We start from the raw sequence: 15,902 nt of genomic DNA, 5'->3' as shown, positions 1-15,902 counted from the left end.
TCTAGACTAGTTCACGTCATACGCATCACGTTACTTATAATTGCGGGATGACTGTATATTATTTGTCTAAAAGGGAAAGACGTACATGAGTAAACTGACTGGAACCGTAAAATGGTTCAACGATGACAAAGGCTTTGGTTTCATTTCTGGAACGGATGGCAAAGATGTGTTTGTACACTTCAGTGCTATTCAAGCTCAAGGGCGCCGCACCTTACGTGAAGGCCAAAGTGTTGAGTTTATCGTTACGGATGGTCAGAAAGGCCCACAAGCTAGCGAAGTTATTGCACTGTAATAACCATCACTGAAAAGATAAAAAAACGCCGCTATTTAGCGGCGTTTTTATTATCAAACATATGACTTAGTACATTAGCCTAAGATTATGCTCGCCATTGTTTAAATGCATTGATCAAACCATTAGTCGAGCTATCGTGGCTTGATACCTCTTCTTTATTGTTTAGCTCTGGCAGGATTTGGTTAGCCAGTTGCTTACCAAGCTCTACGCCCCACTGATCAAAGCTAAAGATATTCCAAATAACACCTTGAGTGAAAATCTTGTGCTCATAAAGCGCAATCAATGCACCTAGTGTATAAGGCGTAATTTCTTTCACTAAGATTGAGTTCGTTGGGCGGTTGCCTTCGAATACTTTAAATTCTGCTAGTTCGTTCACTTCTTCTTGTGATTTACCCGCAGCAAAGAATTCTGCTTCAACTTTCTCACGGCTCTTACCAAATGCTAGTGCTTCAGTTTGCGCGAAGAAGTTCGCCATTAATTTTGGATGGTGATCGCCTAATGGGTTATGGCTAATCGCAGGAGCAATGAAATCACATGGGATCAATTTCGTGCCTTGGTGGATCAACTGGTAGAAAGCATGTTGACCATTAGTACCAGGTTCACCCCAAATAATTGGACCTGTTTGGTAATCCACTGGGTTACCGCCACGATCAACGTACTTACCGTTTGATTCCATGTTACCTTGCTGGAAGTACGCTGCAAAACGGTGCATGTACTGATCATAAGGAAGAATCGCTTCTGTTTCTGCACCGTGGAAGTTGTTGTACCAGATACCGATAAGCGCAAGGATAACTGGTAGTTTTTGCTCTAATGGTGCTTCTGCAAAGTGTTTGTCCATTGCATGACCGCCATCAAGTAGCGCAACAAAGTTATCAAAACCTACTGACAAGCAGATTGATAGACCGATTGCAGACCATAGTGAATAACGGCCGCCAACCCAATCCCAGAACTCGAACATGTTGTCAGTATCAATACCAAACTCAGCAACCGCTTCACCGTTTGTTGAAAGCGCAGCAAAGTGTTTCGCTACATGTGCTTTATCTTCTGCTTTTGCTAAGAACCAGTCACGTGCTGATAGCGCGTTAGTCATGGTTTCTTGAGTCGTGAAGGTTTTTGATGCGATCAAGAACAACGTTGTTTCTGGGTTAAGATCTTTTAGCGTTTCAGCAATGTGCGTGCCATCAACGTTCGAAACAAAGTGCATGTTTAGGCGCGTTTTATAAGCACCTAGCGCTTCTGACACCATGTAAGGACCAAGATCTGAGCCACCGATACCGATGTTCACGATATCGGTAATTTCTTTACCAGTGTAACCTTTCCATTCACCGCTAATGATGCGCTCAGAGAAAGACTTCATCTTCTCAAGTACGGCATTCACAGCAGGCATCACATCTTCGCCATCAACCATAATTGGTGTGTTACTACGGTTACGTAGTGCTACGTGAAGTACTGCGCGATCTTCTGTACGGTTAATTTTCTCGCCACTGAACATATCTGCAATAGCAGCATCTAGCTCTGTCTCTTTTGCAAGAGCAAACAGCTTAGTTAGTGTTTCTTCGGTGATAAGGTTTTTAGAGTAATCAAGTAGGATATCTGAGCCAAATTGCGCAGAAAACTTAGAGAAGCGAGCGTTATCATTAGCAAATAAGTCTCTTAATTGGAAATCTTGAGCTTGTTCAAAGTGTGCGGTTAGATCTTGCCACGCTTGAGTTTGCGTTGGGTTGATGTTCTTCAACATAAAAATATCCTAATTTTGTTATGTTTATCTTTCGCACCAATACACTGTCTGCGAAAGATCCCCGATTTTGCTCATTAGCCTATGATGGCAGGCTTATTTATAATTTTGATCACTTGTGATGATGCCGCGAAAAGAAAAAGATCGTCATTGCGGTAAATCACGAAAACTTGGAATGCATCATACCTGTATTTCGCATCAATGTAATAATGCGAATAACTAATCAAACTAAAAGGTTAAACCTATAGGTAAATAGCCATGTGGTATCAAAAAACAATTAATCTTACTCCTCAAAAGCGCGGTTTTCACCTTATCACTGAGGAAATAGCGCAACATTTACATGAGATCCGACCTTTAAGCGTTGGATTAGTCCACTGTTTTCTCCAACACACCTCGGCAAGCTTAACCATTAATGAAAATGCCGATCCTACGGTACGTCATGATATGGAGAAACATTTTAATCATTTTGTACCAGAACGTGCGCCTTATTATCGACATACCTATGAAGGAGATGATGATATGCCAGCACATATTAAAAATTCATTGTTAGGTAATAGTATCTCGATCCCTATTTCACAAGGACGTTTAGCATTAGGTATATGGCAAGGTATTTATTTAGGTGAGCACCGTGATCATGGCAGCTCTCGCCAAGTCGTGATCACTATTCAAGGCGAATAGCATACTGAGTAAAAAAGCACCGGGCGTGATTAATAACACCCGGTACTCGTCACCGATTACTTCCCCTAATAGCAATTAAATAAGCTTATTCACCTAGGGATTACAGTAGAGCTTCACTCGATATTTTGTAAAGCTTAACGCTATATTCAGCATGTAGACGCTTAGAACATCTTGAACCTTAAATACCAAATGATATTTAAGCCCCAGAAAAGTTGTATAACTTATCCACATTAACTGTTAAACGAGTAAATAATTCATTAGTTAACTCTTCAGTCAGTGCTAACGCTAAGGCTACAACCTCATGCTCAAAAGCATTAATAAGCGCAACAGCTTGCTCTGGGTGAGTCGTATACAATGCTATGTATTCAGCTTCCATTAGCTTTTGTTTATGCGCAGTTTGTTGTTCAAAGTCATGATAAGCCTGCTGCACAATCGGAGAAAACTGATTCCAATCCATCATTGCTAATGTTTGTAACTTACGAAATTTCCAATATGCAGAGTGACTATCCGCTTTATTATCACCTAACGTCAACGCTTTAGGAACAGAGGTCATTCCCTGATAAAATGGTAAATAGACACTCAAGGCTGTCATACCATAAGCGATATATTGAATTTCACCGATAGCAATAGGTAGCTCAGGACGGAGCTGTAAAACATGCGAATGCTCTGTTCGAAAGACTGAAATTGGGCGATAAGGGTCGTTCGGGTTACTATGTGAATAAGGATCATGCTCTGTTGCTTGATAATGGTTACGCAAGCCTTGCATCACATCATAAACACTTAGCTTATTTTTAGGTGTTAGGTAAACCGGAAATGATTCACCCTGATCAATTTCCGTTTTAAGCCCATCGCTATACATATGTTGTAATGTCCATACGCGTGGGTAGTTATATGTTTTATCGTGCTCTACATCTTGTGAATAAGCACGATGAAAATTAAAACTATCGCTATTTTCAGCAGAGGGTAAGTGATGTTTTTGGGCAAATTCAACCAAGCCTTCCGAGGCCATAAAGTCAGGATGATTAGCGATATAATCAACTAATCGCCCCTGATTAGCAGAGACAAAATATTTATCCGTAGGTATTTTTGCAGCCATCCAATGGTGGCCACTCCCCGTTTCTAGATACCAAATTCCCTCTTTATCCATAAACGCAACCCCGAATCCCTCCGCTGTGCCTTGGGTTTCAATAATATGCCCTAACAAAGCCACTCCCTCTTTAGCACTGCGCACACGAGGTAAAATAACATTCACAATAGCATCTTCACCGATACCTGTTTTTGTTACATAAGGATCAATAGCAAGTACCTGTGCGTTGTTAAAGATTGTTTCTGTCGCAGTGATACCCACTCCAGCAGAATTAAATCCAGCAGCACCAAAACTGGTACCTTCAGTATCAAAATCAGAATTTGAAGTATATTGAAGGGCATTTTTTGCAGCGGGATATGTAAAATCATTTCCCATTGCCCCTATAGAATGAAAATCACTTAATTGTGCATCTTCTGCAGGGTGGAAGTTAAATCGTTTAGCATTAATCGCTTCATGATCTTCATTACGAGCAATGATAAACGATCCATCAACCGTTACTTGATTGCCGACAAGTATCGTCGTACAAGCGCTAGCGGCAATTTCAGAACACTCTGCTTTACTCTCGGAATAATAGTTTTTCATGAGAAGTACCTTTAAATAAAAATCTAACTAAAGGTATACGGTGAAAACAGCTTATTTTTGTGACGCATGTCACGTATTTTTATTGTTAATTTAGTCACTGCGTTTTAACGGCTCACGGCGAGCGCTACTTAACGAAGAAAGCCGCAGCATCCGCTACGGCTTTCGCTTTATTCCATTAAGACTCGTCATCCAATATCAATTCATCACGTATATGCCATCGCAACCCGTGGTGTTAATTTCGTCACCAACTCATAAGCAATTGTGCCTATGTGCTCTGCTACAACTTCAGCTGGAAGTCCCTCACCCCATAAGATAGCGGTATCACCCACTTTATCTTGAGCATCGGGCCCTAAATCAACCGTTAGCATGTCCATCGATACACGCCCTGCCATAGGTACAATACGACCATTAACAAGCACTGGCGTGCCGTTGGGTGCGGTACGTGGATAACCATCGCCATAACCAATTGCAATTACACCGACTTTGGTATCTCGCTCACTTGTCCAAATACCGCCGTAACCGACTTTTTCGCCTTTTTTGACATCACGTACAGCAATCAGGCTAGATGTTAATGTCATCACTGGCTTTAAATCATAAGCCGAAGCAAAACGTTCAGACTCATTAAATGGTGAAACACCATACATAATGATCCCTGGGCGAATCCATTCTAGCTGGCTATCAGGCCACGCTAAAATCCCCGCAGAAGCGGCTAATGAACGTTCACCTTGATAATCTTGAGTCAAATCTAAAAAGGTATCTAACTGCTTTAACGTAATATCAGAGCTTAAATCATCAGCATTACCAAAGTGGCTAATAAAGCGTAATGGTTTTGCGACATTTTCACAGGCATTTAAACGCACCATAAAATCCGTCAGATCTTCTGGACGTACACCTAAGCGGTGCATACCGGTATCAATTTTTACCCAGACTTGCACCGGGTTATCAAGCTCTGTTTGTTCTAGTGCTTCCAATTGCTCAATAGAGTGAACCACGGTATGAATATTATTGGTCACTAATACTGGAAGATCGCTCGGTGCATAAAACCCTTCTAATAATAAGAGAGGTTTTACAATCCCACCAGCACGTAAAATTAATGCTTCTTCAATACGAGCAACACCATACGCGTCAACATTCGTCAGCGTTTGAGCAACACGAAGTAAGCCATGCCCATAAGCATTCGCTTTAACCACCGCCAAAACTTTACTATTTGGTGCGTGTTGACGGATCAACCCCAAATTGTGGGCTAATGCTTCAGTATCTATATGTGCGGTTGCAGCTTTCATCCAAAATCCTAAATAATATTCTTACGCTTACTCTTCATCGTAGGCAGGACCTGCATAATTATCAAAGCGAGAGAACTGGCCTTGGAAGGTTAAACGGACGGTACCGATAGGACCATTACGTTGCTTACCTAAGATGATTTCAGCGATCCCTTTCAGGGCACTATCTTCGTGATAAACCTCATCACGATAAATAAACATAATTAAATCGGCATCCTGCTCGATCGCACCGGATTCACGTAAATCTGAGTTAACAGGGCGTTTATCGGCACGTTGCTCCAACGATCGGTTAAGCTGCGATAAGGCAACAACCGGTACGTTTAATTCTTTTGCCAGCGCTTTTAACGAGCGGGAAATCTCAGCGATCTCTAATGTACGGTTATCTTGTAGACCCGGCACTCGCATTAATTGCAAGTAGTCAATCATTATAAGGCTTAAGCCGCCATTATCGCGGGCAATACGACGAGCACGTGAACGGACTTCCGTTGGTGTTAAACCAGAACTATCATCAATGAACATATTCTTCTTTTCCATAAGAATACCCATTGTTGATGAAATACGTGCCCAGTCTTCATCATCGAGTTGACCGGTACGAATTTTAGTTTGGTCAACACGCGAAAGTGACGCCAACATACGCATCATGATCTGTTCAGCTGGCATCTCTAACGAGAAAATAAGTACAGGTTTTTCCTGCTCCATTGCTGCGTTTTCACATAAGTTCATCGCAAAGGTAGTTTTACCCATCGATGGACGTGCCGCAACAATGATTAAGTCAGAGCCTTGAAGGCCGGCAGTTTTTTTATTGAGATCGGTAAAACCTGTCGATACGCCTGTCACACCATCTTGTGGCGATTGGTATAAAATCTCGATACGTTCTAAGGTCTTTTCTAAGATCGTATCAACGTTTTGTGGACCTTCTTTATCGTTGGTACGTTGCTCTGCAATAGCAAAGACTTTACTTTCAGCCATATCCAGTAAGTCTTCACTGGTACGGCCCTGTGGATCATAACCGGCATCGGCAATTTCATTTGCCACACCAATCATGTCACGAATAAGTGCACGCTCTCGGACAATATCAGCATACGCTAAGATATTTGCCGCTGATGGCGTATTTTTTGCCAGTTCAGCTAAGTAAGCAAAACCGCCTACATCATCAAGTGTGCTTGATTGCTCAAGGTTTTCAGACAGGGTGATCAAATCTAGCGGCTGACCCGCTTCCAATAGTGCCGCTGTCGCCTGAAAAATAATCCGGTGTGGACGACTGTAGAAATCATTGGCAACGACTTTTTCAGCCACCATGTCCCACTTTTCGTTATCCAGCATCAAACCACCAAGAACAGATTGCTCAGCCTCTAAAGAGTGAGGCGGCATCTTAATGGCGTCCATTTGATTATCTTTTGGTTTTTTCGGTTTACTATTATCTGCCATAGAAATTGCGTATTAGCCAAGAACAAGAATGAAGCATAGTAGTATACCCCATACATTCGGTTCTGAGCAGTCATAAACTTACGACTCGCATCAAACCTAATGGTTATTTAATTATGCGCCTTTTTAAATTATCTGACAGTCAAGGTTAAGGATTCCTAACCAAAAGCTGACAAATTTGAGTTAGAATGCGGGCGCATAATATTTATTATCAATAACACTTAATTTACGACACCTGCCGTGGGAGGAACTTTGGCAAGATACCTACTGACATTATTGCTGCTTGCCAATACTGCAGCCTATGCTGCTGACGATCAAGATATCGAAGAAGATGTCTCGCCTTCTCACTTTACCAGTGAGGTGGGGCTTGGGTTTACAGCACTTGCTGGTAATTCAGATTCACAGACGCTAAACGCTAATTATGATCTGCAATATATCAAAGGTCGTTATAAAACTAACGCAGATACTAGCCTACTAATGGCGAAGAAAAATGGCGAAGAAGATAAACGTAAGATTTCAGCCAATTTGAAAACACAAATGCTGATCCGTGATGGCTATTACTTATATGGTAGCGGCAGCTATATTGATGATCGCTATGGTCCATATTATGTTGATTCACTCGCTTCTGCTGGTATCGGTTATCGTCTCTTTAGCTATGAAACGTTTCAAACCTTGGTCGATATTGGTCCTGGCTTTCGTCACCAAGATCCAAACCTAGATGAAATTGATGATGATATAGTCAAACCAGAAGTAGTGAATGAAGCTGTTTTACAAAGCTCATTAACCATGACATGGAAACCGCTTAAAACACTTTCTGTGGAAAATAAAACCAATATTGTGGCTGGTAATAGTAACACTACGATCCAAAATGATTTATCACTGACCAACTCGATCACCGATAACATCGCATTGAGTATTGGCTTTAACTATACCTATTACACCTGGGTACCTAACAATATGAAAAACTTCGATTCTAGTACTATTGTTAGCCTGATTTACAGTATGAAGTAAAGCTAAGGATTGACGCTAACGGTTTTCCTTCTCAAATTTCAGACATAAAAAAACCAGCCCGAAGGCTGGTTTTTTCTATTAAAGCTAAAAGCGATTACTCTGCAGCAACAACGTTTAGTTTAACAGTTGCGAATACATCTGAATTTAGCTGAACGCTAACTTCGAATTCGCCAGTAGTACGTAGTGCACCTTCAGGTAGACGTACTTCGCTCTTAACAAGTGCAACGCCAGCAGCAGTTACTGCATCAGCGATGTCACGAGTACCGATAGAACCGAATAGTTTACCTTCGTCACCAGCTTTAGAAGCAATTACTACTGCTTCTAGTGCGTTTAGTGCTTCAGCACGAGCTTGAGCAGCAGCTTGTTGCTCAGCAACTTTAGCTTCTAGCTCTGCACGACGTGCTTCGAACATTTCAACGTTAGCTTTAGTTGCCATTACTGCCTTAGCTTGTGGGATAAGGAAGTTACGAGCGTAGCCAGCTTTAACGTTAACTTGGTCGCCAAGGCTACCTAGGTTAGCGATTTTATCAAGTAGAATAACTTGCATTATCTTGTCCTCTATAAAAGTCTAAAAACTACTACCGATTACTGATGCTTGTCAGTGTACGGTAGAAGTGCTAGGTAACGAGAACGCTTGATAGCGCGAGCTAGCTGACGCTGGTATTTAGCGCGAGTACCAGTGATACGGCTAGGTACGATTTTACCAGCTTCAGTGATGTAGTTTTTTAGAGTTGCTACGTCTTTGTAGTCAATCTCTTGTACGCCTTCTGCAGTGAAACGGCAGAATTTACGACGACGGAAGAAACGAGCCATGGGCTATCTCCTGATCTAAATTATGTCAATGTGATCGGCGTGCAATACTAATTTACCAATGCCGTTACGGCCGGTTTGATAAGAGATAAACCCTCTTACCTTAACATTGCTTCCGATAACTAAATCTTGAGTGAGTACTTGTTGACCTTTGCCACTGACTACCACGTTAATATAACAATATACTTGGCGTGGTAGGCCTGCTTCCTGTTGGATCGAGCGATGCTCAAGCACAAAGTGACAATGAGGAATGCCCGCAGGAGACTGGCTTCGTTTGGGTTGTTTAGCAATAGTGCCAACTAACTCCAGACGATTGGTCATTTATACAAATTACTCAGCAGCTGCTTCGCCTTCAGATTGTGCAGTTTCTGCACGATCTTCACGCTTAGTGAAACGCTCTTCTTTAGCCTTCATCATTGGAGATGGCTCAGTAACAGCGTTCTTAGTACGCATGATCATGTTACGGATCACTGCATCGTTGAAGCGGAAGTTTGACTCAAGCTCGTCAACTACAGACTGCTCAGCTTCAACGTTCATTAGAACGTAGTGTGCTTTGTGCAGTTTGTTGATTGGGTAAGCCATTTGACGACGGCCCCAATCTTCTAGACGGTGAATCTGACCACCAGAATCTTTGATAGCAGCAGTGTAACGCTCGATCATGCCAGCAACTTGCTCGCTTTGATCAGGGTGCACCATGAATACGATTTCGTAATGACGCATTGGTTGCTCCTTACGGATTATTCAGCTTCCCTTGTCGGCTCGGTTATCCTGGGGAAGCAAGGAACTAAAAAAAGAACCGAGAATTTGGACGATGGATAGTACAGAGAATGATCAATTGAAGCAAGAAAATTCTGTGCTCTACACCAAGGTTTTTCCTGCCCACTGGCAAGTTATCTTGACTGTTTGTCTATCTTAATAAAAACACCCTTATCCAGTTAAACCGAATAAGGGTGTGGGATTACTGACACACGGTTAAATGTGTAACATGCTTTAGTGTTGTCAGTAACATATTAGCTACGTTGACGTACCGCTTCAAACAAACAGATACCTGTTGCTACTGATACGTTTAAGCTTGATACCGAACCTGCCATTGGAATTTTAATCAAATCATCACAGGTTTCACGAGTTAAACGACGCATACCTTCGCCTTCTGCCCCCATCACAATCGCTAATGGACCAGTCAGCTTACTTTGGTAAATATCATGCGTTGCTTCACCAGCCGTACCTACAATCCATACGCCTTTATCTTGCAGTGCACGCATGGTACGCGCCAAGTTAGTCACTCGTACTAACGGCATTATTTCAGCCGCGCCACAGGCAACTTTACTTGCCGTAGCGTTCAGTTGTGCAGAACGATCTTTCGGGACGATAACAGCAACCGCACCCGCTGCATCCGCATTACGTAGACATGCGCCTAAGTTATGCGGATCAGTCACACCATCTAAAATCAATAATAGTGGGTTTTCTTTACCCACTAATAAATCATCGAGATCGTTCTCATTATATTGCTTACCCGGACGAACACGCGCAACGATACCTTGGTGAGAAGCACCTTTTACTTTGTCATCAAGTGCTTTACGCCCTGCTTCTTGGATCGTGATACCTAGTGACTGCAGCTCCGTTACTAGCGGCAGTAAGCGATCATCTTCTCGTCCTTTCAGTACAAATACTTCAATAAAACGAACTGGATCAGATGCCAGCACTGCTTTCACGGCATGGATGCCAAAAATCATATCATTACTCATGGTTTAACTCTTCTTTGCTGCGCGTTCGGCTTTTCCCGCACGTTGCTTTTTCTTTTTGCGAGATTTCGGTTTCTTTTTAGTCTCAGCTTTCGGTTTTTCATCCGTCGGCTTACGGCGTTTCTTTGGCTTCGGTTTTTTCTTCTCGTCTGCCAGTGGAATTGCGCCTTCTTTTAGCTTTTTACGTACCGAAGAGCGTTCACGTTTTGATTCACTGCGCTCTTCTTGTTTTGCCACGCCATCTTCTGATTTGTACACTTTCAGGCTTTGACGACGTAGGCCATCGGCTTTACGTAAACGCTGTTTTTTCTCATGGCTCTTAGCCGTTTTACCTGCACCACGTTGCTTGCGCTCAGAGCCAACAATATCAAAGTCAATCTGACGATCGTTTAAGTTAATCGATGCCACTTTCACTTTCACGGTATCGCCTAAACGGTATACCACACCAGAGCTATCACCTACCAAGCGTTGACCTACTGGATCAAACTGGTAGTAGTCATTAGCTAGGTTTGAAATATGAACTAAACCATCGATGTTCAATTCGTTTAAGCGAACAAAGAAGCCAAAACCTGTCACATTAGCAATCACACCGTCGAACTCATCGCCTAAGTGATCTTGCATGTATTCACATTTAAGCCAATCAGAGACATCACGCGTTGCGTCATCAGCACGGCGTTCAGTCATTGAACATTGCTCACCTAATGCATCAATTTCATCAAATGAGTAATGGAAACCACCCGTTGGTGTTGTATTACCACTGTTACCAGCTTGCTTCGCAACTAAATATTTAATCGCGCGGTGCAGCGTTAAATCAGGGTAACGACGAATTGGCGAGGTAAAGTGCGCATATTCAGTTAATGCCAAGCCGAAGTGACCAATATTGTCACCTTGGTATACCGCCTGCTTCATTGAGCGTAGCAGCATGGTTTGGATTAACTCGCGATCTTTTCGAGTTTGAATTGCATTGGCTAGCTCTGCATAATCTTTTGGCGTTGGCTCTAACCCACCGCCAAGGTGTAAGCTTAGCTCACCTAAGAAATCACGGAAGCCCTGAAGGCGCTCTTCACCTGGGGTATCGTGAACTCGGTACAGTGCTGGCTCTTTCGCACTTTCAACAAAACGTGCAGAAGCAATGTTAGCTAAAATCATACATTCTTCGATGATCTTATGCGCTTCATTACGCACAGCCGGCACAATACGGTCAATCTTACGATCCGCATTGAAAATGAACTGGGTTTCAACCGTTTCAAATTCAATCGCACCACGCTCTTCACGTGCAGCTTTCAGCACTTTGAACATGCTGTAAAGCTCTTCTAAATGCGGAACAAGTGGTTCATAACGCTGACGAAGTTCTTCATCGCCTTCAAGCATTTTACTTACTTTGGTGTAAGTCAAACGAGCGTGAGAATTCATGACCGCTTCGTAGTGTTTGTAACCTGTTAACTCACCGGTGTCAGAAATGGTCATTTCACACACCATACACAAGCGATCAACTTGCGGGTTCAGTGAACATAATCCATTAGAAAGCACTTCCGGCAACATTGGGATCACTTGTGCAGGGAAGTAAACCGAGTTACCACGCTTAACGGCTTCGTTATCAAGTGCTGATTTATGACGGACGTAATAACTCACATCGGCAATCGCAACCCATAAACGCCAGCCACCTGATGTAGTACGCTCACAGTGAACCGCATCATCAAAGTCGCGAGCATCTTCGCCATCAATGGTGACCAGTGGTAATTGACGTAAATCTACACGGCCTTTTTTCGCCTCTTCTGGCACTTCTTCTGTCAAATGTTGAATTTCTTTATCAACTTCTGATGGCCATACGTGCGGAATATCATGGGTGCGTAACGCAATATCAATCTCCATACCCGGCGCCATATTTTCGCCCAGTACTTCGACAATACGACCAACAGCATTGTGCTGACGTGTTGCACGTTGATTGATTTCGACAACCACAACATTACCCATGCGTGCACCTTGGCGAACGTCTTGTGGGATAATGATATCTTGAGCAATGCGCGAATCGTCTGGCACCACATAGCCCATGCCATCTTCAAGGAAAAAGCGACCAACAATCTGTGCTGTGCTTTCTTTTAATACGCGTACCACACGCGCTTCTTTACGACCACGCTTATCTTCACCGCCCGCTTGCGCCAAAATGTAATCACCGTGGATCACACTACGCATTTGGTGATGAGGTAATAACAAATCATTGTCTTTACCTAGCGAGCCCTCTGGACGTAAAAAACCAAAGCCGTCACGGTGACCCATAACGTAACCTTTGATCAAATCTAAACGTTCAGGCAACGCATAACATTGACGACGAGTGAAAATTAACTGGCCATCACGCTCCATCGCACGTAAACGACGGCGTAAGCCTTCATAGTGATCATCGCCTTCTAGCTTTAGCTCAGCAAATAACTGATCACGACTCACCGGTGTACTAAAACCACGAATCACTTCAAGTAAGTGTTCACGGCTTGGGATCGGGTTTTCATAATTAGATGCTTCGCGATCGCGAAAAGGGTCGACCGGTAAATCGGTAGTACCTTTAGACATTATATTTTTCCTGTAGGCCAACCTATACCTGAGGTATATCTGGCTTTTAGGTGATCAGACGGGAGCAGCGCTATAAAGACTGCTGCTCCACTAAATTTTGGGAGGAATATGCTAATTAAACGTATAACCAAATGATGTTTTATAACTTGTTAGGGTTGCTTAATAAATTCAGCAACGGCGCATTATCTTCAACTAAGGTTAACAAGGTATATTTATCTAGCTCAGCCAAAAATGCTTCTCTTGCATCAGCAAGCACACCTTTTAATCGGCAAGCTGGCGTTATATGGCAAAATTCAAGGCTACAATTAACAATCTGTAACGGTTCTATTGCACGTACGACATCGCCAATAATAATAGATTCAGCTGACTTACCTAAACGAATGCCGCCATTTTTTCCGCGCACCGTTTCGATATAGCCTAACTGACCTAATTTATTGATTATTTTAACCATATGGTTACGTGACACATTATATATTTCTGTCACTTTCGTAATACTTGTTAGCTCACCTTCTGGTAGCGACGCAAGATATATCAGAGCTCGTAAGCCGTAATCGGTAAAACTAGTTAACTGCACAATGGCCCCTCCTGTTGTTATTTTAATCTTCTTCTTGACTAAAAGATACAGATCAGATACAACTTATAACATATATTATAAATACATCTTTTAGGAAGTGCTCATGCTTAGTCAAAAAACGATCGATATTGTTAAAACAACAGCTCCTGTCATTGCAGAAGCAGGCCCTATGGTTACCCAACATTTCTATCAGCGTATGTTTAGTCACAACCCTGAGTTAAAAGATGTTTTTAACATGAGCCACCAAAAAAATGGGGCAAATAATCAACCTTCTAGCCAACAAGAAGCGTTATTTAATGCCATTTGCGCTTATGCCAATAATATCGAAAATCTTGCTGTGCTTTTACCTGCAGTAGAAAAGATTGCTCACAAACATACCAGTTTTATGATCACCGCAGAGCAATACAATATTGTTGGCTCTCACCTTATCGCAACCATTGATGAATTATTAGCGCCAGGACAAGATGTATTAGACGCTTGGGCGGAAGCTTATGGATTGCTGGCTAATATTTTCATCAATCGTGAAGAAGAAATCTATCAAGAAAATGCGAATAAAGTTGGTGGATGGCGTGGCACTCGTGAGTTCGTCGTAATCAACAAGCAACAAGACAGCGAATTTATCACGAGCTTTACCTTTAAGCCTACTGATGGCGGTAAGGTCGCAAGCTATAAACCTGGGCAATATCTGGGGATCTACCTTAATGCTGACGAATTAGAGAACCAAGAAATCCGTCAATATAGCTTATCTTCAGCACCACAAGATGATCAGTACCGTATTTCAGTAAAACGTGAATCTCACGGTAAAGTTTCAAACTACTTACATAACAATATCAATATTGGCGATAAAGTAATGCTTGCAGCTCCTGCAGGTGACTTCTTCTTAGATGTAGAAGCAAACACACCTGTCACATTACTTTCCGCAGGTGTGGGTTTAACGCCAACGCTTTCAATGCTTGAATCACTGACTGAACACCAAGCATCTGTTAACTGGCTACATGCAACAGAAAATGGCGCACATCATGCCTACAAGAAACAGGTAAAAGCACTCGCGCAGCAGCACAATCACATTCAAGATATCACTTGGTATAACACGCCGCTTGATAGCGATCTTCCTGCCGAAGATTATGACTACCAAGGCTTAATGGATCTCAGCACAATAGCACCACAGCTAACAGATGAAAACATGCACTTTTACTTCTGTGGCCCTGTTGCCTTCATGCAATATATCGCTAAACAGCTATTAGCATTAGGTGTATCTGAAGATCGTATTCACTACGAATGTTTCGGCCCACACAAAGTCCTATAACTTAGCGCAGCTAATACAACAAAGCACAGCGAAATGCTGTGCTTTTTTAATCAGTTTACTGGGTTATTTGGGACAAGTTACCATAAACTGGAACGTTGTTTTGCCCGAGCAATAATATTTTCAGGCATACGTAATTCTAATTTTCGACGTAACGTACTCAGTTGGTTATATAACGATTTATTCGCCGCCGTGGTTTGATACAGCCAGCGATAAGCATCTTCGTAATCGAGTGGACTACCATGATCTGACACTAATAGTTCAGCTAGCTGAAGGCGCGCTTTAATATTTCCAAGCGCCGCAGCTTCTCGTAAATACGGGATCGCACGCTCTTTATCTTGCTGCAATAACACCCCTTGTGCGTAATAACGCCCTAATTGTTCAAGCGCTACCGGTAAGCCTTGCTGCGCAGCCGCTCGCATATAATACAAGCCTTGTTCAACATCTTTATCAACACACACGCCCCAAGCTAACATATCACCATATAAGAACTGATAAGAAGGTGACTCTACTCGCTCTGCACGCGCTTTAATATCTTGCACAAGCTGGCAATCATCAGTTTTTACTTTTTTTAGATGCTGATTCTCTTCAAAAAGTTGTATCAGTTCATCATCGCTATAAATGGGAACAGCATCTCCCACATTGTCCAATGCGTAAGCGGAAGAAATAAATAACTGGCTAATCAATAATAAGATAGGAAGCTTCATCATCATTGGTTCTCAGACTAGGGATAGTCTTTTATCGACATTATCTCTAAAGACTTTAGCTAACTTTCTCTGACTGAGTGATGATTTGCTTTTCAGTGTGTTTATAGTTCG

At 42.4% G+C, this 15,902-nt stretch carries 16 protein-coding genes; 4 read left to right on the top strand and 12 right to left on the bottom strand.

Annotated elements, in window-relative coordinates:
* The first annotated feature begins 85 nt into the window (after positions 1-85).
* The gene (locus CTN01_RS21045; protein ID WP_005372779.1) at positions 86-292 is read left to right on the top strand and encodes a cold-shock protein; all 207 of its coding nucleotides are present in this window, start codon (positions 86-88) and stop codon (positions 290-292) included.
* An 85-nt stretch (positions 293-377) separates the two neighbouring features.
* On the opposite strand, the gene pgi is transcribed toward CTN01_RS21045, so the two are convergent.
* Positions 378-2,030, bottom strand: a complete 1,653-nt coding sequence (gene pgi, locus CTN01_RS21040; RefSeq protein WP_045150460.1) for a glucose-6-phosphate isomerase — start codon at positions 2,028-2,030, stop codon at positions 378-380.
* 255 nt (positions 2,031-2,285) lie between these two features.
* Between pgi and CTN01_RS21035 the strand changes: the two genes are divergently transcribed.
* Positions 2,286-2,705 (top strand): secondary thiamine-phosphate synthase enzyme YjbQ, encoded by a 420-nt coding sequence (locus CTN01_RS21035; RefSeq protein ID WP_045150459.1) that lies wholly within the window; start codon positions 2,286-2,288, stop codon positions 2,703-2,705.
* Positions 2,706-2,901: 196 nt separating this feature from the next.
* Here CTN01_RS21035 and CTN01_RS21030 read toward each other — a convergent pair whose 3' ends face one another.
* The 3 genes from CTN01_RS21030 to CTN01_RS21020 all read right to left on the bottom strand — a co-directional run bounded on the left by CTN01_RS21030 (position 2,902) and on the right by CTN01_RS21020 (position 7,082).
* Positions 2,902-4,374: a C69 family dipeptidase gene (locus CTN01_RS21030; RefSeq protein ID WP_045150458.1), complete on the bottom strand. Its 1,473-nt coding sequence runs from the start codon at positions 4,372-4,374 to the stop codon at positions 2,902-2,904.
* 203 nt (positions 4,375-4,577) lie between these two features.
* Complete coding sequence (gene alr / locus CTN01_RS21025; RefSeq protein WP_045084862.1) at positions 4,578-5,657, bottom strand: alanine racemase; 1,080 nt, start codon at positions 5,655-5,657, stop codon at positions 4,578-4,580.
* A gap of 27 nt (positions 5,658-5,684) precedes the next feature.
* The gene (locus CTN01_RS21020; RefSeq protein ID WP_045186663.1) at positions 5,685-7,082 is read right to left on the bottom strand and encodes a replicative DNA helicase; all 1,398 of its coding nucleotides are present in this window, start codon (positions 7,080-7,082) and stop codon (positions 5,685-5,687) included.
* A gap of 249 nt (positions 7,083-7,331) precedes the next feature.
* Here CTN01_RS21020 and CTN01_RS21015 point away from each other — a divergent pair, with 249 nt between their 5' ends.
* On the top strand, positions 7,332-8,090 hold the full coding sequence (locus CTN01_RS21015) for a DUF481 domain-containing protein (protein WP_045150457.1): 759 nt from the start codon (positions 7,332-7,334) through the stop codon (positions 8,088-8,090).
* A 94-nt stretch (positions 8,091-8,184) separates the two neighbouring features.
* Here the strand turns inward: CTN01_RS21015 and rplI are convergent, their stop codons facing one another.
* The 7 genes from rplI to nsrR all read right to left on the bottom strand — a co-directional run bounded on the left by rplI (position 8,185) and on the right by nsrR (position 13,781).
* Positions 8,185-8,637 carry a 50S ribosomal protein L9 gene (rplI, locus tag CTN01_RS21010; RefSeq protein WP_005372794.1) on the bottom strand — a complete coding sequence of 151 codons (453 nt, stop codon included), beginning with the start codon at positions 8,635-8,637 and terminating at the stop codon, positions 8,185-8,187.
* A 38-nt stretch (positions 8,638-8,675) separates the two neighbouring features.
* The gene (gene rpsR, locus CTN01_RS21005; protein ID WP_002539422.1) at positions 8,676-8,903 is read right to left on the bottom strand and encodes a 30S ribosomal protein S18; all 228 of its coding nucleotides are present in this window, start codon (positions 8,901-8,903) and stop codon (positions 8,676-8,678) included.
* A gap of 15 nt (positions 8,904-8,918) precedes the next feature.
* On the bottom strand, positions 8,919-9,221 hold the full coding sequence (priB, locus tag CTN01_RS21000) for a primosomal replication protein N (RefSeq protein ID WP_045150456.1): 303 nt from the start codon (positions 9,219-9,221) through the stop codon (positions 8,919-8,921).
* 9 nt (positions 9,222-9,230) lie between these two features.
* On the bottom strand, positions 9,231-9,620 hold the full coding sequence (gene rpsF / locus CTN01_RS20995; protein WP_005372798.1) for a 30S ribosomal protein S6: 390 nt from the start codon (positions 9,618-9,620) through the stop codon (positions 9,231-9,233).
* 290 nt (positions 9,621-9,910) lie between these two features.
* The gene (gene rlmB / locus CTN01_RS20990) at positions 9,911-10,645 is read right to left on the bottom strand and encodes a 23S rRNA (guanosine(2251)-2'-O)-methyltransferase RlmB (RefSeq protein ID WP_005372799.1); all 735 of its coding nucleotides are present in this window, start codon (positions 10,643-10,645) and stop codon (positions 9,911-9,913) included.
* A gap of 3 nt (positions 10,646-10,648) precedes the next feature.
* Complete coding sequence (gene rnr, locus CTN01_RS20985; RefSeq protein WP_045150454.1) at positions 10,649-13,207, bottom strand: ribonuclease R; 2,559 nt, start codon at positions 13,205-13,207, stop codon at positions 10,649-10,651.
* Between the two features lie 139 nt (positions 13,208-13,346).
* On the bottom strand, positions 13,347-13,781 hold the full coding sequence (gene nsrR / locus CTN01_RS20980; RefSeq protein WP_045084859.1) for a nitric oxide-sensing transcriptional repressor NsrR: 435 nt from the start codon (positions 13,779-13,781) through the stop codon (positions 13,347-13,349).
* Between the two features lie 103 nt (positions 13,782-13,884).
* Here nsrR and hmpA point away from each other — a divergent pair, with 103 nt between their 5' ends.
* Entirely contained in the window at positions 13,885-15,087 is a 1,203-nt protein-coding gene (hmpA, locus tag CTN01_RS20975; RefSeq protein WP_045150453.1) for an NO-inducible flavohemoprotein, read from the top strand.
* A gap of 77 nt (positions 15,088-15,164) precedes the next feature.
* On the opposite strand, the gene motX is transcribed toward hmpA, so the two are convergent.
* On the bottom strand, positions 15,165-15,791 hold the full coding sequence (gene motX / locus CTN01_RS20970) for a flagellar protein MotX (protein ID WP_045150462.1): 627 nt from the start codon (positions 15,789-15,791) through the stop codon (positions 15,165-15,167).
* Between the last annotated feature and the right edge of the window lie 111 nt (positions 15,792-15,902).

The organism is Photobacterium angustum (assembly GCF_003026365.1).
Taxonomy (GTDB): domain Bacteria; phylum Pseudomonadota; class Gammaproteobacteria; order Enterobacterales; family Vibrionaceae; genus Photobacterium; species Photobacterium angustum.
The sequence above is the reverse complement of the archived record's forward strand: the minus strand, read 5'-3'. Positions and strand labels throughout refer to the sequence as shown.